This is a genomic window from Ollibium composti (assembly GCF_004801285.1).
Taxonomy (GTDB): domain Bacteria; phylum Pseudomonadota; class Alphaproteobacteria; order Rhizobiales; family Rhizobiaceae; genus Mesorhizobium; species Mesorhizobium composti.
Genome location: NZ_SSNY01000006.1, coordinates 226,455 through 245,979, shown reverse-complemented (window position 1 = coordinate 245,979; position 19,525 = coordinate 226,455). Strand labels below are relative to the sequence as shown.

Here is a 19,525-nt window from a genome sequence, read left to right as displayed (position 1 = left end):
CGCGCATGGCATTCGGTTTCATCAAGAAGGTCTTTTCCTTCGGCAGGAAGGAAGTCGTCGAGGAAAAGCCCGACGAAACGGCCCCGCTGCCACCGCTGAATTTCGACGCGCTGAAGCCGGCGGAAGAGCCAGCACCGGACGCTCCCCTCCCCCTTGAGGGAGAGGTGGCTGCGCAGCAGCCGGGAGGGGTCGGCGAGGCGGCGAAGGGTCCTGATCTTGAAGCGCCGAGCCCGGCCGAGGCGACCCCCTCTGGCCTTTCAGGCCATCTCCCCCTCGAGGGGGGAGAAAAGCCGGCGGCAACCGAACCGACACCGGAAATCCAGCCCGAGCCCGCCCCGGAAACCGAGCCCGCGCCACCGCCGGAGCAACCGGTAACGCCTCAGCCGCAGCCGGAAACGCCGCCGGCGAAGCCCCAGGAGGTCCCGCCGGAGCCTGTCCGTCCGGAACCCAAGCCTGAGCCGGCTCCGGAAGTTCCTCCGGCTCCAACGCCTCAGCCGGAAAAGCCGGAAATCCCAGCGCCCGCCCCGGAGACACCGACGCCGCCGGCGGAGGTCCCGCCTTCACCGCCACAGGAAACCCCCGCGCCGCAGCCGGTCGAGATTCCAGCTACGCCTGAGTCGACTCCGGCCGAAGTGCCGGTCGAGGTGCCGGAGCAAGCCGCGCCGCCTGCCCCCCTCCCCCCTGAGGGGGTCCGAAGGACGGCCGCGAAGCGGTCGGGAGGGGTCGGCGAAGCGGCGAGTGATTTGTCATCGTCGAGCCCGGTCGAAACGACCCCCTTTGGCCCTTCGGGCCATCTCCCCCTCAAGGGAGGAGAGAAGCCGGCGCCGGGCAAGGTCACCGTCGCGAAGGCGGTCGAGCAGAAGGCCGAGCCGGTCGCCGCCCCCGCGCCGGAACCGAAAAGATCGTGGTTCCAGCGCATGCGGGACGGGCTGGCGCGCTCGTCGCGCGAGCTGACCGGCAACATCGCCGGCGTCTTCACCAAGCGCAAGCTGGACGAGGAGACGCTGCAGGACCTGGAGGATATCCTGATCCGCGCCGACCTCGGCGTGGAAACCGCCTTGCGCGTCACCGATTCGCTCGCCTCCAGCCGCTATGGCAAGACTATTTCCGACGAAGAGGTCCGTACCGTCATGGCCGACGAGATCGGCAAGGTGCTGACCCCGGTTGCGCTGCCGCTGGAACTCGACCTGTCGCACAAGCCGCACGTCATCCTGGTCGTCGGCGTCAACGGCACCGGCAAAACGACCACCATCGGCAAATTGGCTGCGAAGCTTTCGGATGGCGGCCTGTCGGTGATGCTGGCGGCCGGCGACACATTCCGCGCTGCCGCGATCGAGCAGTTGAAGATATGGGGAGAACGGACCCGTTCGCCGGTCATCGCGACAAAACTCGGCGCCGACGCCGCCGGCCTCGCCTACGACGCCTTCGAGAAGGCCAGGGAGGCGGGCTCCGACGTGCTCATCATCGACACCGCCGGACGTCTCCAGAACAAGACCGAACTGATGGCGGAGCTGGAAAAGATCGTGCGCGTGCTCGGCAAGCTCGATCCGGAAGCGCCGCACACGGTTCTCCAGACCGTCGACGCCACCACCGGCCAGAACGCGCTCAACCAGGTCGAGATCTTCCGCAATGTCGCCGGCGTCAACGGGCTGGTGATGACCAAGCTGGACGGCACGGCGCGCGGCGGCATTTTGGTCGCAATCGCGGCCAAACATAAACTGCCGGTCTATTTCATCGGCGTCGGCGAACAGGTCGACGACCTCGAACCGTTCTCGGCGAACGATTTCGCCAGAGCGATCGCCGGGGTGGCGTAGCCGTCCCCGCCGCAATACGAACAGGAAGCCATGAGCAACCCGATCCTCGAACGCGATCCCGCCGACCCGCAGAAGGCAAAGAAGGAAGCCCTCAACCCGCTGCTCAAGCTGGTGCTGGAGCTCGGACCGCTGATGGTGTTCTTCTTCGCCAATGCGCGCGGCGAATGGCTTGCTGGAAAATTCCCGGCGCTGGCCGAACTCGGCGAGCCGATCTTCATCGCCACCGGCCTGTTCATGGCCGCGACCGTCATCTCGCTCGCGGTGTCATGGCTCTTGGTGCGCCGCCTGCCGGTGATGCCGCTGGTGTCTGGCATCGTCGTGCTCATCTTCGGCGCGCTGACGCTCTATCTGCACAACGACGTCTTCATCAAGATGAAGCCGACCATCATCAACTCGCTGTTCGGCGCGGCGCTGCTCGGCGGCCTCGCCTTCGGCAAGTCGCTGCTCGGCTACGTCTTCGACGAGGCCTTCCGGCTCGATGCCGAGGGCTGGCGCAAGCTGACGCTGCGCTGGGGCCTGTTCTTCTTCTTCCTCGCCATCGTCAACGAGGTGGTGTGGCGCAACTTCTCGACCGATTTCTGGGTCGCCTTCAAGGTGTGGGCGACGATGCCCATCACCATCCTGTTCACGATCAGCCAGATGCCGCTCATCATGCGCCATTCGCTGGAGGAACAGGCGGAAAAATAGCGGCGCTGCGCCGCCATCCGCGTATGCGTTCAACGCAATGCTGCATTGCGACATATTTTATTGCAGCGCAAAATACCCATGTCATGGTGCGTAACGGCCAGGGAGGAACAACCTGTCGCCCGCAAGCACGGCGCCCATGGCCCGGCGCGTGGCGGCAAAGCGAAGGAGTTCGCCATGTTCGACACCCTTGTTTCCCGCGCCCGCGCCTCGATCGCCAAGCGCAAGCGCTACAATCAACTCGTCAACGAGATCAACAGCCTGAGCGAGCGTGACCTTGCCGACATCCGCGCCAGCCGCTCGGACATGCTGCACCACGCGCACAAGCAGATCTACGGCTGATCGATCCACTCGATCCAGCGCCCGTGATAGTCGCAGCGGGCGAGGCGGCGCGTGGCGCCGCCCTGTCCGCTTGTTCCCGGCCATTGCCTCAGCGATAGCGTGGCAAAAGGGTCGTTGGTCGACAACGGCTCCATACGCAGCCAGAAGATGGGCGCGGCCGGCGTGGCGGCGGCGCCGGCCTCTTCCATATGCGCCGTGATAGCCGCCCTCGCAGCATCCGGTAGATATTGCCACATGATCGAATGGCCGAGCACGAAGCTGCCCCCTGCGGTTCGACCGGCCAGCGCCTGGGCAACGAAATCGGCGGCATCGGCTTTTACCAGTTGCGGCGGGAATTGCGCGGCGATGGCGAGTGCGGCATCGAGCCGGGCCAGCCGCGCCGCCTGATCCGCCCAGACATAGGAGCGCAGCCGCAATCGCGCGGCGGGATCGCCGCTATCGATCGGGGCAATGTCGCAGCCGGCACGCGACCGCACCGTCAGTGTTCCTGCCAGCGGCGGCACAATGCCCCGCACCTCCGGCGCCAGCCTGACCGGCGAATCCGGATCGCCCCACTCCGCATCGGCGTAGCGGTAATGGAACCGGTCGAACAGCAGGTTGAGCCCGGCGCTGGCGCCGATCTCGCACAGATCAAGCGGCAGCCCGCTTTCGCGCGCGATCGTCAGCAGCCCCGGCAGCAGCATGGCGGAACGGGCGATCTCGTTGGTCTGCGGCGCGCTGGCGAAACCGGCGGCGAGACGATCGTCGAAGCGACGGATCGCACCCGCCACCGCCGTCGCGATTTCATCGTCACCGGCATCATGAGGCGGATAGACGGCCGCCAATTCGGCGTCGGCGCGGGTCAGCACCAATTGATGCAAGCCGCCGCACAACCGCAACGACACGGCATCGGCGTGCACGTCGCCCGGCCAACCGAGCACGGTCCGCCCCGTGCGCGTGCTGGCGTCGAGATGCTGCGCCAGTATCCGGCACAATCTGGCGGTGAAGGGCGAGCCGAGGCCGTCGCAGGCCTTCGCCTGGGCGAGAAAATGGGCCCGGATCTCATCCATCTCCGATTCCCCTCGGCATGACTTGGTCGTGATTCCGGACGAACCGGCTCAACCCGGCGCGGCCAGCGCCTTCTCGATTTCGGGAAGCAGCGACGCGCGCACCGACTCAGGCGTCAGCGGCCCGACATGCTTGTAGGCGATCCTGCCGTCCTTGCCGACGATGAAGGTTTCCGGCACGCCGTAGACGCCCCAGTCGATGGCGGTGCGGCCCGTCTCGTCGACGCCGATGGCGGCAAACGGATTGCCGAGTTCGCCGAGGAAGCGGCGGGCATTCTCGGGCTTGTCCTTGTAGTTCAGCGCGGCCAGGCGGTAGCGCTTGTCCTGCGACAGCGCCAGCAGCACCGGATGTTCCTCGCGGCAGGGCGCGCACCATGAGGCGAAGACGTTGAGCAGCGTCACCTTGCCGGCGAAATCCGCCGTATCCAGCCCCGGAAGACCGGACCCGTCCAGTGCCGGCAGATGCGTCTGCGGCGCCGGTTGGCCGATCAGCGCCGACGGAATGGCGGTCGAGTCGCGGCCGGACAGAAGCTGCATCAGGAAAAGGCCGGCCAGCCCGATGAAGACCAGCAGCGGCACCAGAAGCATCAAGCGTCGCCGGCCAACCCCCGGCACCGCGGCCCCAGCGCCGCCGTTCCGGCCCCCGCTCACGGCTTGCCCGCCCTGTCGGAGCGGCGCCGGATGCCGGCAGTCTCCAGTTCGGCAAGCTCGCGCTTGCGCGCCTTCAGGCCAAGCAACACCCAGCCGATCAGCCCGGCGAGCACGATCGCCGTCACGGCATAGGCCGCTGTCACGTAAAGCGCATGTGCGCTCATGCCGTTTCGCCTCGGCCTGCGATGGCGGTCCAGCCCGGCCCTGTACGCGTCGTATCGCTCATGCGCCTTCCATAGCGAGACGGCCAAAGCTCGGCAATCGGCCGCGCTGCCGCAGGCCGGCCCGTTGACCGGATCGTGATCAATCCGTGCCGTATTTGAGCGCCACCGCCGCCGCCACCGGCCCGACCACGGCCGAGAACAGCGTCAGCGCGGCCAGGATCAGGAACGGCGGCAGGAACGGTTCGGGGTCGTTGACCGCGCCGTAGCTCGCCGAGACGCCGAAGATCAACACAGGTATGGCGAGCGGCAGCACCAGAACCGAGATCAGGACGCCGCCGCGCGGCAGCGCCACCGCCACCGCCGCACCGGCGGCGCCGATGAAGGCGATGGCCGGCGTACCGGCAAGCAGGGTGAGAGTGGTGGCGCCGATGCCGGCCGCCGGCATGTTCATGAACAGGCCGAGCAGGGGAGAGGCGACCACCAGCGGCAGCACGCTCGCCGTCCAGTGGGCGAGGCATTTCACCAGCACCGTCAGCGCCGGCATGTGGCGGTCGGCTTCCAGTACCAGCAGGTCGAGCGAACCATCCTCGCGATCGGCCTGGAACAGCCGGTCGAGGCCGAGCAGGCAGGATAGCAACGCGCCGATCCAGAGAATGGCGGGCCCGATCCGCGCCAGCAGGTTGAGGTCCGGCCCGACGCCGAAGGGGATGGTGGCGATGACGGCAAGGAAAAAGATGACGCCGGTCAGCGCTCCGCTGCCGGCGCGGAAGGCGAGACGCAGGTCGCGCAGGTAGAGCGCCCACATGTCAGCCGACCATCCTCAGTTCCACCGTCCCTTCCAGCCCGAGCGGCAGGTGCGTCGCCGCCACGATAATGCCGCCGCCGCGCAAGTGCTCGCCCATCAGTCCGGCGAAGCGCCGTTCGGAAGCCTTGTCCAACCCGGCAGTCGGCTCGTCGAGCAGCCAGACCGGGCGGCGGCAGACCAGAAGCCGGGCAATGGCCGTGCGGCGCCGCTGGCCGGTGGAGAGGTAGCCGAAGGGAAGGTGGCCGATGCGGCCGAGTTCGACCGCCTCCAACGCCTGATCGACGCCCAGCCCCGACTTTGTCTCGGCGTCCGCCGAAAAATCGCGCCAGAAGCCAAGATTCTCCGCCACGGTCAGCGCCGGTTTCATCGCGTTCTGGTGGCCGAGGTAATGCGAGGCGGAGGCGACGGTGGGAAACGCCTCACCGCCCCCCTCCAGCCTCACCGTACCGGCGGCCGCCGGCAAAAGCCCCGCGATGACGCGCAGCAGCGTCGACTTGCCGGAGCCGTTCGGGCCGGTGACGACGCAGGCCGCGCCGTCCTCCAGCGCAAGCTCGATGCCGGAAAACACCGACTCGCCGCCCCGTTCTCCCGCCAGCCCTTCGGCAATCAGCCGCATTCCGTCCCCTTCGCCGAAAGTTGCATCGCCGCACCGGTACGGCGCGTCAAAATTGCCCAAACACCGTCTAGAACTATTCCAGGAACTTCTCTATATCCGACATACCAACCCCAGCGGTCGGGGAAGGCAAACTTTATTGCGCCGGACCAGCGCCTGCCGCACATACGGCTGGGACGCTTGGGAGCGGACAGCGGAAATGACCGTACCCGCACCTTTGCGCGTGATTGCATGCCATCGGAGTCCGTTCCCCCGCAGAACAGACCAAAGGTGGTAGCCCCATGGCCAAATCTCTCGACAGTTTCAATTGCCGCCGCACCCTGACCGCGGGTGGAGCCGAATATGCCTACTACAATCTGGTTGAAGCCGAAAAGAACGGCCTCGCCGGCATTTCCAAGCTCCCCTATTCGATGAAGGTGCTGCTGGAGAACCTGCTGCGCAACGAGGACGGTCGCTCCGTCACCAAGGAATCGATCCAGGCTGTCGCCGCCTGGCTGGCCGACAAGGGCACCGCCGGCGTCGAGATCGCCTATCGCCCGGCCCGCGTGCTGATGCAGGATTTCACCGGCGTCCCGGCCGTGGTCGATCTGGCCGCCATGCGCGACGGCATCAAGGCGCTCGGCGGCGATCCTGAGAAGATCAATCCGCTGGTTCCGGTTGACCTGGTCATCGACCATTCCGTTATCGTCGACGAGTTCGGTTCGCCGATGGCCTTCGCCCGCAACGTCGAGCTGGAATACCAGCGCAACGAGGAACGCTACAAGTTCCTGAAATGGGGCCAGCAGGCGTTCCGCAACTTCCGCGTCGTGCCGCCCGGCACCGGTATCTGCCACCAGGTCAACCTCGAATATCTCGGCCAGGTGGTGTGGACCAACAACGAGGACGGCGAAACCACCGCCTATCCCGACACCTGCGTCGGCACCGATTCGCACACCACCATGATCAACGGCCTCGGCGTGCTGGGCTGGGGCGTCGGCGGCATCGAGGCAGAGGCCGCCATGCTCGGCCAGCCCGTCTCCATGCTGCTGCCGGAGGTCATCGGCTTCCGTCTCACCGGCAAGCTCAAGGAAGGCGTCACCGCCACCGACCTCGTGCTCACCGTCACCCAGATGCTGCGCAAGAAGGGCGTCGTCGGCAAGTTCGTCGAGTTCTTCGGCCCCGGCCTCTCCAACATGACGCTGGCCGACCGCGCCACCATCGGCAACATGAGCCCCGAATACGGCGCAACCTGCGGCTTCTTCCCGGTCGACGCCGAGACCATCCGCTACATGACCATGTCCGGCCGCGCCGAGGACCGTCTGGCGCTGGTCGAGGCCTATTCGAAGGCGCAAGGCCTGTGGCGCGAGGATTCCTCCGCCGATCCGGTCTTCACCGACACACTGGAACTCGACCTCGGCGACGTCGTGCCCTCGATGGCCGGCCCGAAGCGGCCGGAAGGCCGCCAAGCGCTAGAAGACATCCCCGCCGGCTTCGCCAAGGCGATGGAGACCGAATACAAGAAGGCCGCCGAGATCCACAAGCGCTACCCCGTGGAAGGCACCGACCACGATCTCGGCCATGGCGACGTGGTGATCGCGGCGATCACCTCCTGCACCAACACCTCCAACCCGTCGGTGCTGATCGGCGCCGGCCTGCTCGCCCGCAACGCCAACCGCCTCGGCCTCAAGCAGAAGCCGTGGGTCAAGACCTCGCTGGCGCCGGGCTCGCAGGTCGTTGCCGAATATCTGGAGAAGTCGGGCCTGCAGAAGGAGCTCGACCAGATCGGCTTCAACCTCGTCGGCTTCGGCTGCACCACCTGCATCGGCAATTCCGGCCCGCTGCCGGCGCCGATCTCCAAGACCATCAACGACAAGGGCCTGATCGGCGCCGCGGTGCTCTCGGGCAACCGCAACTTCGAGGGCCGCGTCTCGCCCGACGTGCAGGCGAACTACCTCGCCTCGCCGCCGCTGGTCGTGGCGCACGCACTGGCCGGCACGGTGACCAAGGACCTCACCAGGGAGCCCCTCGGCGAGGACAAGGATGGCAAGCCGGTCTATCTCAAGGACATCTGGCCGACCACAGCGGAAATCCAGGAGTTCATCGAGAAGAACGTCACGCGCGAGCTGTTCGCCCGCAAATATGCCGACGTCTTCAAGGGCGACGCCAACTGGCAGAAGGTCAAGGTGCCGGCAGGCCAGACCTATGCCTGGGACGACGACTCCACCTATGTGCAGAACCCGCCTTACTTCGCTGGCATGGGCAAGAAGGCCGGCCATACGTCGGACATCAAGGGCGCGCGTGTGCTCGGCCTGTTCGGCGACAAGATCACCACCGACCATATCTCGCCGGCCGGTTCCATCAAGGCGGCCTCGCCCGCCGGCAAGTACCTGATGGACCATGGCGTCGGCGTCGCCGACTTCAACCAGTACGGCACGCGGCGCGGCAATCATGAGGTGATGATGCGCGGCACCTTCGCCAACATCCGCATCCGCAACCACATGCTGGGCGAGAACGGCAAGGAAGGCGGCTACACCATCCACTATCCGTCCAAGGAAGAGATGTCGATCTACGACGCCGCCATGGAATACCGGAAGGAAGGCGTGCCGCTGGTCGTCTTCGCCGGCGTCGAATACGGCAACGGCTCGTCGCGCGACTGGGCGGCCAAGGGCACCAACCTGCTCGGCGTGCGCGCCGTCATCGCCCAGTCGTTCGAGCGCATCCACCGCTCGAACCTGGTCGGCATGGGCGTCATCCCCTTCGTCTTCGAGGAAGGCACCTCCTGGGCCACCTTGAACCTGAAGGGCGACGAACTGGTCGAGATCGACGGGCTGGAGGCGATCAAGCCGCGCCAGAAGATGGTGGCCAAGATCACCTACGGCGACGGCACGGTGAAGAACGTGCCGATCCTGTGCCGCATCGATACGCTGGACGAACTGGACTACTTCAGGAACGGCGGCATCCTGCAATACGTGCTGCGCGATCTCGCGGCGTAGGCGGCAGCGCCTTCCTCCACCCGGGCAAAATGGCCAGCCGTGACAAACGGCTGGCCATGACAGGACGCCGAATACCTGCCGAACCGGCCTTGTAAAGGCGCCGGAAAGACCGCCGAAACGTCGAGCGCGACGGCGCGGAGCCTCGTTCGGCGATTGACGTCTTCGTACAGGAATGTCACATTAGCCTTCGCTTACATTCCGGAGGCATGATGATGCGCAAGGTCATCGACTGCCGTGGATTTCCAAGCAAGTCGAACTGTTCCGAGACAGTCATGACCGAGGCCGAGTTGCCGGCAGCGCGGCGGCCTCGCCATGGCACGCGCCGGAAAATATAGCGCGCACATAGAAACTGATCGGACGGAGAGCCAGCCATGAGTGCGTTCAACGCAGTGCGTTTTCGCGTGAAAGCCGGGCAGGACCAGAATTTTCTCGACGCCCACAAGGGCATCGCCGGCTGGCCTGGCCTCACGCATGCCAACATCATCAAGACAGGTGAGCAGACCTACTGCATCATCGCCGAATGGACCGACATGGAGGCGCTCGCGGCGGCGCGGCCGGGCATGATCGCCACCCTCGACAAGTTCCGCCATACGCTCGAAGACCTCGGCGGCGGCCTTGGGGTGACCGATCCGGTTTCCGGACCGGTGGTTATGAGCCTCAGATAGGACAGCCCGGCGCCTTTCCTGCCCCATCGGCGGCGACGGTGGGTTCGATCCGCACGGCGGATGAAAGGGGAACGCGTGCGTAAAAATTTCACCGCAACGTGACTTCCGCTTGACCGTCGCTTCTGCCAAGAATTTTCGCCATGATGAGCCGGCAATGCCGGCTGGAACTGGAACGGTCATGGCTTTTCGAGAGGTATCCCGGCTGGTGGCTGCGGCGCTGGCCATAGTCGCCGGCGGCGTGGTCGTGGCGAAAGCCGATGACCAGACGCCGGAAAAGCCACTCGGCGTCGTCGAGCTTTTCACCAGCCAGGGCTGCAACTCCTGCCCGCCGGCCGATGAATTCTTTGCCGAGCTGGCTACGAATCCCAATCTGGTGGCGCTGTCCTATCACGTCGATTACTGGGACTATCTCGGCTGGCGCGACACGCTTTCGCGCAAGGAGAACACCGAGCGGCAGTATGACTATATGCGCGCCTTCAACAGTCGCTCCGTCTACACGCCGCAGGCCGTCATCAATGGCCGCGCCCACGTCAACGGCGCCAGCCGCGGCGCGGTGGACGGCGCGCTCGACACTATGGCCAAGGCAGGCGAGGGCATGCTGGTCGGAATCAGGATCACCCGTTCGGGCGACGGTGTCATGATCGACACCGGCGACGCCGCCGCGGGCTCCGGCAACGCGAACGCCCATGTCGTCGTCGTCTATTTCGACCCGCCGAAGACAGTCGCCATCGGCAAGGGCGAAAACGACGGCCGCAACCTGACCTACTGGAACGCCGTCTCCGACATCCAGACGGCCGGCATGTGGCACGGCAAGGCGCAACGCTACGAACTGCCGGTGAGCGAGATTTCCAAAAAGCAGGGCGGCTCGGCCGTGCTTTTGCAGGCAGTCGGGCAGGACGGCTTGCCCGGCCCCATTCTCGGCGCCGCCTTCATCCAGAAGCCCGAGTAAAATCTCGGCTACAGCGGCCTCATTCCACTCTGGTCACCTCAACGAAAAAGCCGGCGTCAGCTTGCTTCTGACGCCGGCCATTCAGGATTTTCTTTTGGGATCGTCGCACCCGATCTTCCTTCTGGAAAACCGAGGTTGGTTCGATCCGACGCAGACCCGTGGGCGGGGGGCTTGGGGTTTACGAGCCGGTGCCGGACCGAACCGTCTCAGGCAACGGGTGTAAGTTCGGCGGACATTGGGGCGACAGCGCGGATAAAAGAGGGCAGGAATAAGGCAGAGGCATCACCAATTCCAACATGCGATATATAAACGTGAGTGGACGGGCCGGAAACCGCAAGCGCACGGCGAATCGCCGGAATGGCTAGGATCCGCTCAAATCGGATTGCAGCGCCGCCGCCCGGCGGCAAGACGCCGGCCTTGCAATTGCCCAACGAACGCGCGACCTTTGGCCGGCGCAGGAAATCGCCTGCGATGAAACCGGTGAGGATCATGGCATGACCGATCGCGGCGGCACGGAGGATGGGGACGCATCCGCAATATTGATCCCGCTGGCGGAGGCGCGGCGCGAACGCCTCAACCAGCCGGTCGCCTTCGACAGGCGCGAACTCGACATGATCCTCAGGCTCTATGGCCGCATGGTCGCCGCCAACGAATGGCGCGACTACGCCATCGATCATCTGGCCTACCGCGCCGTCTTCTCGGTCTTCCGCCGCGCCCACGACGTGCCGCTTTACCAGATCGTCAAGGACCCCAGGCTGGCACGCAGGCAGGGCGCCTTTTCCGTCGTCGCCGCTGGCGGCCGTATCCTCAAGCGCGGCCACGAACTGGCGCGCGTGCTCAACGTGCTGGACAACAAGCTGACGCTGGTGAAGGCGTAACCTCATGCGCCATTGAACCACCGCTCCGGCCATGAATCCGGGTCCGGCGGCAGGGACGTGCCGCCGTTCAGCTCAAGCTGCATGAATGCCGTATCCAGCCAGCGCCCGTGCTTGTAGCCGGATCCAGCCAGCCGGCCGGCATGGGAGAAACCCAGCCGCTCGTGCAGCCTCACCGAGGCGCTGTCGGCGCGGCCGTCGCCGATGACGGCGACAATCTGCCGGAAACCCAGCGCCCGCACGGACTCGATGAGCCGCTCCATCAACAATCGGCCGACGCCGCGCCCCTTGGCTTCGGGCGCCACGTAGACCGAATCCTCGACGATGAAACGGTAGGCAGGTCGAGGTCGAAAGGCGCCCGCATAGGCGTAGCCGACAACTTGGCCCGCTTCGTCCACCGCAGCCAGATAGGGAAAGCCGCCGGCCTTCAGGCTGTCGAAACGCACGGCCATCTCCGCCCGCGTCGGCGGCTCCAGTTCGTAGCTCGCCGTTCCGTGCCTGACCGCATCGGCATAAATCTCCGCGATCCGATCGAGATCGGAAGGGGCGGCATCACGGATCGTTATTCTGCTCATTTTTTGTGCAATATTTCTTGATGCCCATCATGACAGCAGAGAGCGCGGCAAAAGAAAAGGGCGGCCGTTGGGCCGCCCTTTAAAACTCTATGGTCCAGTCGTCGCCTTTAGCGGCGGTCGCCCATGAACTGCAGCAGGAACATGAACAGGTTGATGAAGTCGAGATAGAGCGTCAGCGCGCCCATGATCGACTTGCGACCGGCGACCAGTTGATCGTCACCCTCGTAATACATCTCCTTGATGCGCTGCGTGTCGTAGGCGGTCAGGCCGGCGAAGACCAGAACGCCGATCGCCGAGATCGCAAAGGCGAGTGCCGACGACTGCAGGAAGATGTTGACCAGCATGGCGATGACCAGGCCGAACACGCCCATGATCAGGAACGAGCCGATCGGGCTCAGGTCCCGCTTGGTCGTATAGCCGTAGAGCGACAGCGCGCCGAAGGCGGCGGCCGTGGCGAAGAAGGTCTGCGTGATCGAGGTGCCGGTATAGACCAGGAAGATGGTCGACAGCGACAGGCCGACGAGGCCGGCATAGACCCAGAAGGTCGTCTGCGCGGCGGCGACGCTCATGCTCTGGATGCGGAAACTCAGGAAGAAGACGGCAGCCAACGGCGCCAGGATGACCACCCAGCGGAAGGCGCTGGCATAGATGAGCTGGCCGAAGGCCGTGAGCTGGCCGTCGCCGGTGACCGCGAGCTGGAAGGCGCCCCAGGCGGCGATGCCGGTAATCAGCAGGCCCAGACCCATCAGGTTGTAGACCTTGATCATGTAGGCGCGCAGGCCCTGGTCGATCGCCGCGTCGGCGTGGCCTGCGGGCACGGCGCGGGTTTGATAGTTGCGGAAGTCAGACATGGGATCCTCTATCGCTTCTGCCCCGTCGGGTGTCGGGCCACCGGCCCAGGCGCCGCTGGCGGAGCTCCAGCATGCCTGGGGCAAATATGAGCACTATTCCGGTCGAGAACAAGACCATAACTGATTGTAATATCTCGTGATACGATAGAAACGGGCCGAATCCGGCGTTCAGGCGCCGAATCTTACGCAAATTTAACCAAGCCGGCGGCCGCGACGGCTCCCGGACTATAGTTCGCGCAGCACCGGCGCGGCCTTGTGCCCCAAAACGCGCCACGTCCCGGCAAGACCGACGCCGACCGTGACGAGGAGCGCGGCCGCAACCGTCGCCAACGCCACCTCGGGCTGGACATGCGCCGGCAGCTTCATGATGCGGGCGGTGACGAACCATGCCGCAGCGCTGCCTGCGGCCAGTGCGAAGACCGCCGTCGCCAGTCCCAGCAGCGCATATTCCAGCGCGAAAGCCGCCATCAGCGTGCGCCGCGTAGCGCCGAGCGTCTTCAGCACCACCGCATCGCGGATGCGCGCCCGGTTGCCGGCCGCCAGCGCGCCGGCCAGAACCAGCACCGACGACACCAGCGCCACGGCGGCTGCCGCGCGGATCGCCGTGCCGAGCTGGCCGATCAGCCGGTTGACGACGTCCAGCGCATCCTTGACGCGCACCGCCGTCACCGTCGGGAAGGCGCGGGTGACGGCATTGAGCAGGCGCGCATCGTCCGCCGTGGTGGAAGCCTTGTCGGCCAGCGTCGCCAGCCAGGCATGCGGCGCCCCGGCGAAGGTGTTGGGCGAGAACACCATGACGAAGTTGATGCCCATCGTCTCCCACTGCACCTGGCGGAAATTGGCGACCCTGGCCGTGACATTGCGGCCGAGCACATTGACGGTGACGGTATCGCCGAGCTTAAGGCCTAGCGCCTCGCCCTCCTCGGCCGAAAACGATACCAGCGGCTCGCCGGCATAGTCGGTCGGCCACCATGTGCCTTGCGTCAGCGTCGCATTGGCCGGCTTTTGCGCATCGTAGGTGAGGCCGCGGTCGCCGCGCAGCACCCAGGCGCCGTCCGCCGCGACCTTCGCCTTTTCCGCCGGCACGCCGTTCAGCGCCATGATGCGCCCGCGCAGCATCGGCACCTTGGCGAGCACCCCTTGCGGCGCCTCCCTGGCGATCAGCGCCGAGAACGCGTCGACCTCGGCACCCTGGATATCGACAAAAAAGAAATTCGGCGCGCGTTCGGAAAGACTGCCGGAAATCTCGCGCCTGAGGTTGCCGTCGATCTGGGCCAGCGTGACCAGCAGCGTCAGCCCGAGGCCGAGCGACAGCACCACCGAAGCCGTCAGCGCGCCGGGCCGATGGATATTGCCGACGGCCAGCCTCAGCACCGTGGAGCGAATGCGGGGCGCTCGTCTTGCAAGCCATTGCACCACGAAAGCGACGACGCGCAGGACAACGAAGGAGGAGAATGCGGCGGCGACGAAGATCGTCGCCAGCCGCCGGTCGTCAGCCGTCAGCACGGCGAGCGCGGCAAGGGCCAGCGCAATGGCGGCCGCGGCCGCCAGATAGCGGAAGCCGGGCAAGCCACGGCTCTCAAACCCCGCCTCGCGGAACAGCGCCGCCGCCGCAACGTCCCGGGCCCGGCCGAGCGGCAGGATGGCGAAGGCCAACGTCACCAGAAGGCCGAACAGTGCGGCCAGCGCCAGCGCGCCGGGGTAGACGCCGCCTTCGGCGGGCAACGGCACCAGCGAGCGCAACGCCCGGTCCGCCGCGAACGGCATCAGCGCGCTGAGTGCCAGCCCGGCAACGATGGCCATGCCGGCTATGAGCAGGATCTGCGTCAGGTAAACGGCGAAGACGAACCCGCCAGAAGCACCGAGGCTCTTGAAGGTAGCGATGACGGCCCGCTTGCCGTCGAGATAGGCGCGCACTGCGTTGGCCACCCCGACGCCGCCCACCATCAGCGCCGTCAGGCCGACCAGCGTGAGGAACTGCGAGAAGCGCTCGATATTGGCCGACAGCGCCGGGGCAGCGGCGGCACGCGTCCGCATCGACCATCCCGCCTCGGGAAATTGTTCCGCCGCGCTCTGCTTGGTCGCCTCGATGCCGGCATCGCTCATGGTCGCCGGCAGCCTGAGCTTGTAGACGTGCTCGACGAGACTGCCCGGCTGCACGAGGCTGCTTGCCTTCAGTCCGTCCAGGGAGATCATCAGCCGGGGCGCGAAGCCGAAGCCATCCGACAACGAGTCCGGTTCGCTCACGATCCGCGCCCGCAGCTCGTATTCGGCGTCGCCGAGCTTCAGCCGGTCGCCGAGCTTCAGCCCCAGCCGCTCCAACAGAAGGTCCTGCGTGGCCGCGCCGAAAGCGCCGTCCCTCTCCGCGAACAACGCCTCGCTCGGCAAGGCCGGTTCGGTTTCCAGCGCCCCAAAGAGCGGGTAGGCTCCGTCCACTGCTTTCAATTCGACCAGCGCCTGATCCGAGCCGTCCGGCAGGCGCGCCATGGAGCGCATGCCGGCGCTTTCGGAGACTTGGCCGAGCCCGGACAGGAAGGCGCGCTCCTGCGGCGTCGCCTCACGCTGGTTGAGCTCGAAGCGCATGTCGCCGCCGAGAAGGACCTGACCCTGGTCGGCGACGCCAGCCGCAATCGACCGCGCCACCGAATTGACGCCGCCGATCGCCGCCACGCCGAGCGCGATGCAGGCGAGGAAGACGAAGAAACCGGACAGGCCGCCGCGCATTTCGCGCAGCGCGAAGCGGACGGCGAGCCGGAAGGCGCGGAAAGGCGACATCGCTCTACGCCCGGCCGGTCATGCGCTCGCCAGCCTGGCCGGCGCCGCATCCTCGACGATCCGCCCCGAGCGCATGGCGACCTGCCGGCCGCAGCGCGCGGCAAGCGCCGGATCGTGGGTGACCAGCACCAGTGTCGTGCCGCGTTCGGCCGCCTTGGCGAACAGGAGGTCAGCCACCTGCGCGCCGGTCGCCTGGTCGAGATTGCCGGTCGGTTCGTCGGCGATCAGGATATGCGGCGCCGGCGCCAGCGCCCGCGCGATCGCCACGCGCTGCTGCTCGCCGCCGGACAACTCGCCCGGATAATGCGTGAAACGGCCGGCGAGGCCGACCGCACTGAGTTCGGCTGCGGCCAGGCCGAACGGATCGGCATGGCCGGCAAGCTCCAGCGGCACGGCAACATTCTCAAGCGCCGTCATGTTGGGGATGAGATGGAAGGACTGGAAGACGATGCCGATGTTTCGTCCCCGAAACGATGCGATCCAGTCTTCGTTTTTCCCGGCAAGCGACTGGCCCGCAATCCGTATCGTGCCCGAATCGATCCGCTCCAGCCCGGCCAGGACCATCAGCAGCGTCGACTTGCCGGAACCGGACGGGCCGACGATGCCGACCGCCTCGCCGGCGGCAACTTCCAGGCTGACGCGGTCGAGCACCTTCACGGCGGACGCGCCCTCGCCCAGGGTCAGCGAGACGTCGCGCATCGCGATCGCGGCGTCCTTCACGGCGCGACAAGTCCCGAGCGGGGTGAAACTGAATTGAACATTCTGCCGGAACCCGCCCTATATGGCCAACATCGACGCAAGAAACGCCTCGCTCATATGGGTCTGCCGACATGGCTTTCAAACATCTTCTTCACGCGCTCGCGCTCCTCGTGCTGGGCCTGATGCCGCAGTCGGCCGGCGCCGGACCGTTGCAGATCGTCGGCTTCGGCGACAGCCTGATGGCGGGCTATCAGCTGGCGCCGGGAGACCGCTTCACCGACCAGCTGGAAAAGGCCCTGCGCGACAAGGGCTTCGACGTCAGCGTCGCCAATGCCGGCGTGTCCGGCGACACCACCAGCGGCGGGCTTGCCCGACTCGACTGGTCGGTGCCGGATGGCACGGCACTCGTCATCCTCGAATTCGGCGGCAACGACATGCTGCGCGGCATCGATCCGGCACTGGTCGACAAGAACCTGGACGCCATGCTGGCGCGGCTGAAAGAGCGCGACATCCCGGTGCTGCTCGCCGGCATGGTGGCCGCGCCCAATCTCGGCCACGCCTACGGGGAGGCCTTCGGCACCATCTATCCACGCCTCGCTGAAAAATACGGCGTGCCGCTCTATCCGTTCTTCCTCGACGGCGTCGCTGGCAATTCCGCCCTGCAATTGGAAGACGCCATGCATCCCAACGCCGCCGGCGTGAAGCGGATCGTCGAGGGTATCCTGCCGATGGTCGAGAAAGCGGTGTCGACCTTGCAATCGAAGTCGTGAGCGGGCGGAACCGTCCGGCCCTTTCGCGATTGTTCTGATGGCGGGCGGCGGCGCCCGTGCAAAAAACAAACCGCTTGCTCCCGCCGGCCATCGGTGATTCGCTGTCGGACAAGATTTCGATTCGAGGACAGGAGGCTTGCCATGCCGCGTCTTTTCACCGCCCTCGAAATCCCGCGCGACGCCGCCCTTTCGCTGTCGCTGCTCAGGGGTGGCCTGCCGGGCGCCCGCTGGATCGACGTCGAGAACTACCACATCACGCTGCGCTTCATCGGTGACGTCGAGGGCCATGTCGCCGACGAGATCGCCGATGCGCTGGACCGGGTGCGGCGGCCCGCCTTCTCGCTGACCCTGTCGGGCGTCGGCGCCTTCGGCGGCAAGAAGCCGCATGCGGTGTGGGCGGGAGCCGCCGCCTCGCCCGACCTGGCCGCGCTGCAAGCCGAGATCGAGCGCATCTGCCAGCGGCTCGGCCTGCCTTCCGATCCGCGCAAGTTCATGCCGCACGTCACGCTGGCCCGGCTGCGCAATTCCAGCCCGCTCGACGTGGCACACTATCTTTCGGCGCGCGGCAACTTCGCCGCCCAGCCCTTCCGTGTCGGCCGTTTCGTCCTGATGTCGTCGCGCGATTCGGTCGGCGGCGGTCCTTATGTGATCGAGGAGGCGTGGCCGCTGCTGGCCGGCGAAGGACGGTTCGCGGATCGGCACGACGACGCGCGCGACCTGTCGGGGGTCATGCGCTGATGGCACGCGAAAAGCTCTCCTCGGCGGCGGTGGACGAAGCACTCACACGGCTGAATGGCTGGACGCTTGGCTCTGACGGCGGGTCCATTGCCCGTACTTTCGAGTTCCGCAATTTCTCCGAGGCCTTCGCCTTCATGACGCGCGTGGCGCTGGCGGCCGAGAAGATGAACCACCATCCCGACTGGTCGAACGTCTACAAGACCGTTCACATTCGCTTGAACACACACGATGCGGGCGGCCTGACCGCGCTCGATATCGAACTGGCGGGAAAGATCGACCGCCTAGCCGGCGGTTCGACCGGCCGCTGACCGCGAGGTCTTGCACCGGCCGCGCACTTTCCCCACATTTCCGTTGAACGGCCTTTCGGGGCCGGCGAAAGGAGATGGCAATGGCGAAGCAGACCGGCTTCGATTTTTCCCGTTTCGGCAAGCCTGGCGACGAGACCGAAGTGCGTGCAAAGTTCTGGCGTACCGCCAAAAAGGCCGCGCGGCACATCCCCTTCATGGAGGATGTCGTGGCCGCCTATTATTGCGCGCTCGACAAGAACACGCCGCTTCGCGCCAAGGGTATCCTGTTGGCTGCGCTGGGTTATTTCGTGCTGCCGACCGACGCCATTCCCGATTTCGTCTTCGGCCTCGGCTTCACAGACGACGTTGCCGTGCTGACGGCGGCGATCGCCGCAGTGCGCGCCCACATCACGCCCGCGCATCGGCTGGCCGCCCGCGAGGCGATCGCCGACGAAAGCTGATCCGGGGCGGATCGACGCACCGCTCCCTGCGCCTCCCGTGGCAGGCGCAGTCAAACTCTCGCCGCTTTCCTATTTTCCAAGTCGGTCAGGGACATCGCGCCGCCGCTCTCGGGTTGCGGCGCGGAGATGGCGGCGGTTTCCTTTGGTGGGGGTTCCTTTCCCGGAAGTTCACCCTTTGGTAACCCAGATTAAATCAAAATGAAGCGAACGGGCTGGGCGGGATCCGGCCTGGCTTTCGAACCATTTGAGAATACGGGAAAAGCGATGCGCGGATTGATAGCCACAGTTGCGAGCCTCATCCTTGTCGCGGGCGCAGCTCCGGCGCTCGCCCAGCAGGCGACCAAGATCGGCCAGCACAGCGCCTGGGGCACCTACAGTTACAAGACGGCGAACGGCAAGGTCTGCTACGTGCTGACGGTGCCGACCGACAAGCAGCCACCCAGCCTCGACCACGGCGATATGTTCTTCTTCGTCAGCCAGCGGCCGGGCCAGCAGGTATCCTACGAGCCGCAGTTCATCGCCGGCTACAACTTCCAGGAAGGCTCGAAGGCCACCGTCACGATCAACGGCAAGTCCTTCTCGATGTTCACCAAGGGCAAGTCGGCCTGGGTCGAGAACGCGGCCGAAGAGCCGGTGCTGGTCGCCGCCATGAAGGGCGGTTCCGACATGAAGGTCGAGGCCAAGTCCGGCCGCGGCAACGCCACCAGCTATACCTTCTCGCTCAAGGGCATCTCGGCGGCGCTCGATTCGATCAAGAGCTGCAAGTAGGTGCTCTCACGGCTGCTTGCC

Annotated in this window: 22 protein-coding genes; 12 read left to right on the top strand and 10 right to left on the bottom strand. The window is 66.0% G+C overall.

The genetic code is table 11. The features are described from left to right. Positions 1 to 5: 5 nt before the first annotated feature. The 3 genes from ftsY to E6C48_RS12535 all read left to right on the top strand — a co-directional run bounded on the left by ftsY (position 6) and on the right by E6C48_RS12535 (position 2,840). The gene (ftsY, locus tag E6C48_RS12545; RefSeq protein ID WP_136357664.1) at positions 6 to 1,814 is read left to right on the top strand and encodes a signal recognition particle-docking protein FtsY; all 1,809 of its coding nucleotides are present in this window, start codon (positions 6 to 8) and stop codon (positions 1,812 to 1,814) included. Positions 1,815 to 1,844: 30 nt separating this feature from the next. Beyond that, on the top strand, positions 1,845 to 2,501 hold the full coding sequence (locus E6C48_RS12540) for a septation protein A (RefSeq protein WP_136357662.1): 657 nt from the start codon (positions 1,845 to 1,847) through the stop codon (positions 2,499 to 2,501). A 174-nt stretch (positions 2,502 to 2,675) separates the two neighbouring features. Next, positions 2,676 to 2,840, top strand: coding sequence for a DUF1127 domain-containing protein (locus E6C48_RS12535; RefSeq protein ID WP_136357660.1), 165 nt, complete (start codon positions 2,676 to 2,678; stop codon positions 2,838 to 2,840). Here E6C48_RS12535 and E6C48_RS12530 read toward each other — a convergent pair. The 5 genes from E6C48_RS12530 to ccmA all read right to left on the bottom strand — a co-directional run bounded on the left by E6C48_RS12530 (position 2,831) and on the right by ccmA (position 6,122). Then, entirely contained in the window at positions 2,831 to 3,889 is a 1,059-nt protein-coding gene (locus tag E6C48_RS12530) for a DUF2332 domain-containing protein (RefSeq protein WP_136357658.1), read from the bottom strand. The two genes, E6C48_RS12535 and E6C48_RS12530, sit on opposite strands and share 10 nt — an antisense overlap. Before the next feature lie 48 nt (positions 3,890 to 3,937). Beyond that, positions 3,938 to 4,474: a DsbE family thiol:disulfide interchange protein gene (locus E6C48_RS12525; RefSeq protein ID WP_136357656.1), complete on the bottom strand. Its 537-nt coding sequence runs from the start codon at positions 4,472 to 4,474 to the stop codon at positions 3,938 to 3,940. Positions 4,475 to 4,533: 59 nt separating this feature from the next. Next, positions 4,534 to 4,701, bottom strand: coding sequence for a heme exporter protein CcmD (gene ccmD / locus E6C48_RS12520; RefSeq protein ID WP_136357654.1), 168 nt, complete (start codon positions 4,699 to 4,701; stop codon positions 4,534 to 4,536). Positions 4,702 to 4,840: 139 nt separating this feature from the next. Continuing rightward, positions 4,841 to 5,506 carry a heme exporter protein CcmB gene (gene ccmB, locus E6C48_RS12515; protein ID WP_136357652.1) on the bottom strand — a complete coding sequence of 222 codons (666 nt, stop codon included), beginning with the start codon at positions 5,504 to 5,506 and terminating at the stop codon, positions 4,841 to 4,843. Between the two features lies 1 nt (position 5,507). Continuing rightward, a complete protein-coding gene (gene ccmA / locus E6C48_RS12510; protein WP_136357650.1) occupies positions 5,508 to 6,122 on the bottom strand; it encodes a heme ABC exporter ATP-binding protein CcmA in 615 nt (204 codons plus the stop codon). Positions 6,123 to 6,400: 278 nt separating this feature from the next. On the opposite strand from ccmA, the gene acnA reads away from it, so the two are divergent. The 3 genes from acnA (at position 6,401) to E6C48_RS12495 (ending at position 10,705) form a co-directional block, all read left to right on the top strand. After that, a complete protein-coding gene (acnA, locus tag E6C48_RS12505; RefSeq protein ID WP_136357648.1) occupies positions 6,401 to 9,091 on the top strand; it encodes an aconitate hydratase AcnA in 2,691 nt (896 codons plus the stop codon). Positions 9,092 to 9,462: 371 nt separating this feature from the next. Beyond that, a complete protein-coding gene (locus E6C48_RS12500; protein WP_136357646.1) occupies positions 9,463 to 9,756 on the top strand; it encodes an antibiotic biosynthesis monooxygenase in 294 nt (97 codons plus the stop codon). 178 nt (positions 9,757 to 9,934) lie between these two features. After that, positions 9,935 to 10,705, top strand: a complete 771-nt coding sequence (locus tag E6C48_RS12495; RefSeq protein ID WP_136357644.1) for a DUF1223 domain-containing protein — start codon at positions 9,935 to 9,937, stop codon at positions 10,703 to 10,705. 206 nt (positions 10,706 to 10,911) lie between these two features. On the opposite strand, the gene E6C48_RS12490 is transcribed toward E6C48_RS12495, so the two are convergent. Continuing rightward, a complete protein-coding gene (locus E6C48_RS12490; protein WP_136357642.1) occupies positions 10,912 to 11,196 on the bottom strand; it encodes a hypothetical protein in 285 nt (94 codons plus the stop codon). Positions 11,197 to 11,199: 3 nt separating this feature from the next. Here E6C48_RS12490 and E6C48_RS12485 point away from each other — a divergent pair, with 3 nt between their 5' ends. Continuing rightward, complete coding sequence (locus E6C48_RS12485) at positions 11,200 to 11,583, top strand: DUF2794 domain-containing protein (protein WP_136357640.1); 384 nt, start codon at positions 11,200 to 11,202, stop codon at positions 11,581 to 11,583. A gap of 2 nt (positions 11,584 to 11,585) precedes the next feature. On the opposite strand, the gene E6C48_RS12480 is transcribed toward E6C48_RS12485, so the two are convergent. The 4 genes from E6C48_RS12480 to E6C48_RS12465 form a co-directional block, all read right to left on the bottom strand. After that, positions 11,586 to 12,155 (bottom strand): GNAT family N-acetyltransferase, encoded by a 570-nt coding sequence (locus tag E6C48_RS12480; protein ID WP_136357638.1) that lies wholly within the window; start codon positions 12,153 to 12,155, stop codon positions 11,586 to 11,588. Between the two features lie 107 nt (positions 12,156 to 12,262). Continuing rightward, positions 12,263 to 13,006 carry a Bax inhibitor-1/YccA family protein gene (locus tag E6C48_RS12475; RefSeq protein ID WP_136357636.1) on the bottom strand — a complete coding sequence of 248 codons (744 nt, stop codon included), beginning with the start codon at positions 13,004 to 13,006 and terminating at the stop codon, positions 12,263 to 12,265. Between the two features lie 225 nt (positions 13,007 to 13,231). Then, a complete protein-coding gene (locus E6C48_RS12470) occupies positions 13,232 to 15,781 on the bottom strand; it encodes an ABC transporter permease (protein ID WP_136357635.1) in 2,550 nt (849 codons plus the stop codon). An 18-nt stretch (positions 15,782 to 15,799) separates the two neighbouring features. Then, positions 15,800 to 16,501 carry an ABC transporter ATP-binding protein gene (locus tag E6C48_RS12465; RefSeq protein ID WP_136357633.1) on the bottom strand — a complete coding sequence of 234 codons (702 nt, stop codon included), beginning with the start codon at positions 16,499 to 16,501 and terminating at the stop codon, positions 15,800 to 15,802. Positions 16,502 to 16,611: 110 nt separating this feature from the next. Between E6C48_RS12465 and E6C48_RS12460 the strand changes: the two genes are divergently transcribed. From E6C48_RS12460 to E6C48_RS12440, 5 genes are all read left to right on the top strand, one after another. Continuing rightward, positions 16,612 to 17,250, top strand: a complete 639-nt coding sequence (locus tag E6C48_RS12460; protein ID WP_136357631.1) for an arylesterase — start codon at positions 16,612 to 16,614, stop codon at positions 17,248 to 17,250. Between the two features lie 141 nt (positions 17,251 to 17,391). Continuing rightward, positions 17,392 to 17,988 carry an RNA 2',3'-cyclic phosphodiesterase gene (thpR, locus tag E6C48_RS12455; RefSeq protein WP_230978739.1) on the top strand — a complete coding sequence of 199 codons (597 nt, stop codon included), beginning with the start codon at positions 17,392 to 17,394 and terminating at the stop codon, positions 17,986 to 17,988. Then, complete coding sequence (locus E6C48_RS12450) at positions 17,988 to 18,296, top strand: 4a-hydroxytetrahydrobiopterin dehydratase (RefSeq protein WP_136357629.1); 309 nt, start codon at positions 17,988 to 17,990, stop codon at positions 18,294 to 18,296. Before thpR ends, E6C48_RS12450 begins: the two co-directional genes overlap by 1 nt. 80 nt (positions 18,297 to 18,376) lie before the next feature. Further along, the gene (locus tag E6C48_RS12445) at positions 18,377 to 18,736 is read left to right on the top strand and encodes a YkvA family protein (RefSeq protein WP_136357627.1); all 360 of its coding nucleotides are present in this window, start codon (positions 18,377 to 18,379) and stop codon (positions 18,734 to 18,736) included. Between the two features lie 264 nt (positions 18,737 to 19,000). Next, positions 19,001 to 19,504, top strand: coding sequence for an invasion associated locus B family protein (locus E6C48_RS12440; RefSeq protein ID WP_136357625.1), 504 nt, complete (start codon positions 19,001 to 19,003; stop codon positions 19,502 to 19,504). Positions 19,505 to 19,525: the final 21 nt, after the last annotated feature.

What these genes read in the sequence shown, in the direction of transcription:
- E6C48_RS12445 (WP_136357627.1), top strand. Translation starts at nt 18,377, where the DNA reads ATGGCGAAGCAGACCGGCTTCGATTTTTCCCGTTTCGGCAAGCCTGGC.
- ccmB (WP_136357652.1), bottom strand. Translation starts at nt 5,506, where the DNA reads ATGTGGGCGCTCTACCTGCGCGACCTGCGTCTCGCCTTCCGCGCCGGC.
- E6C48_RS12485 (WP_136357640.1), top strand. Translation starts at nt 11,200, where the DNA reads ATGACCGATCGCGGCGGCACGGAGGATGGGGACGCATCCGCAATATTG.
- ccmA (WP_136357650.1), bottom strand. Translation starts at nt 6,122, where the DNA reads ATGCGGCTGATTGCCGAAGGGCTGGCGGGAGAACGGGGCGGCGAGTCG.
- ftsY (WP_136357664.1), top strand. Translation starts at nt 6, where the DNA reads ATGGCATTCGGTTTCATCAAGAAGGTCTTTTCCTTCGGCAGGAAGGAA.
- E6C48_RS12470 (WP_136357635.1), bottom strand. Translation starts at nt 15,781, where the DNA reads ATGTCGCCTTTCCGCGCCTTCCGGCTCGCCGTCCGCTTCGCGCTGCGC.
- E6C48_RS12490 (WP_136357642.1), bottom strand. Translation starts at nt 11,196, where the DNA reads ATGATCCTCACCGGTTTCATCGCAGGCGATTTCCTGCGCCGGCCAAAG.
- E6C48_RS12530 (WP_136357658.1), bottom strand. Translation starts at nt 3,889, where the DNA reads ATGGATGAGATCCGGGCCCATTTTCTCGCCCAGGCGAAGGCCTGCGAC.
- E6C48_RS12450 (WP_136357629.1), top strand. Translation starts at nt 17,988, where the DNA reads ATGGCACGCGAAAAGCTCTCCTCGGCGGCGGTGGACGAAGCACTCACA.
- E6C48_RS12480 (WP_136357638.1), bottom strand. Translation starts at nt 12,155, where the DNA reads ATGAGCAGAATAACGATCCGTGATGCCGCCCCTTCCGATCTCGATCGG.
- E6C48_RS12495 (WP_136357644.1), top strand. Translation starts at nt 9,935, where the DNA reads ATGGCTTTTCGAGAGGTATCCCGGCTGGTGGCTGCGGCGCTGGCCATA.
- E6C48_RS12540 (WP_136357662.1), top strand. Translation starts at nt 1,845, where the DNA reads ATGAGCAACCCGATCCTCGAACGCGATCCCGCCGACCCGCAGAAGGCA.
- thpR (WP_230978739.1), top strand. Translation starts at nt 17,392, where the DNA reads ATGCCGCGTCTTTTCACCGCCCTCGAAATCCCGCGCGACGCCGCCCTT.
- E6C48_RS12500 (WP_136357646.1), top strand. Translation starts at nt 9,463, where the DNA reads ATGAGTGCGTTCAACGCAGTGCGTTTTCGCGTGAAAGCCGGGCAGGAC.
- E6C48_RS12475 (WP_136357636.1), bottom strand. Translation starts at nt 13,006, where the DNA reads ATGTCTGACTTCCGCAACTATCAAACCCGCGCCGTGCCCGCAGGCCAC.
- E6C48_RS12440 (WP_136357625.1), top strand. Translation starts at nt 19,001, where the DNA reads ATGCGCGGATTGATAGCCACAGTTGCGAGCCTCATCCTTGTCGCGGGC.
- E6C48_RS12525 (WP_136357656.1), bottom strand. Translation starts at nt 4,474, where the DNA reads ATGCTTCTGGTGCCGCTGCTGGTCTTCATCGGGCTGGCCGGCCTTTTC.
- E6C48_RS12460 (WP_136357631.1), top strand. Translation starts at nt 16,612, where the DNA reads ATGGCTTTCAAACATCTTCTTCACGCGCTCGCGCTCCTCGTGCTGGGC.
- ccmD (WP_136357654.1), bottom strand. Translation starts at nt 4,701, where the DNA reads ATGAGCGCACATGCGCTTTACGTGACAGCGGCCTATGCCGTGACGGCG.
- acnA (WP_136357648.1), top strand. Translation starts at nt 6,401, where the DNA reads ATGGCCAAATCTCTCGACAGTTTCAATTGCCGCCGCACCCTGACCGCG.
- E6C48_RS12535 (WP_136357660.1), top strand. Translation starts at nt 2,676, where the DNA reads ATGTTCGACACCCTTGTTTCCCGCGCCCGCGCCTCGATCGCCAAGCGC.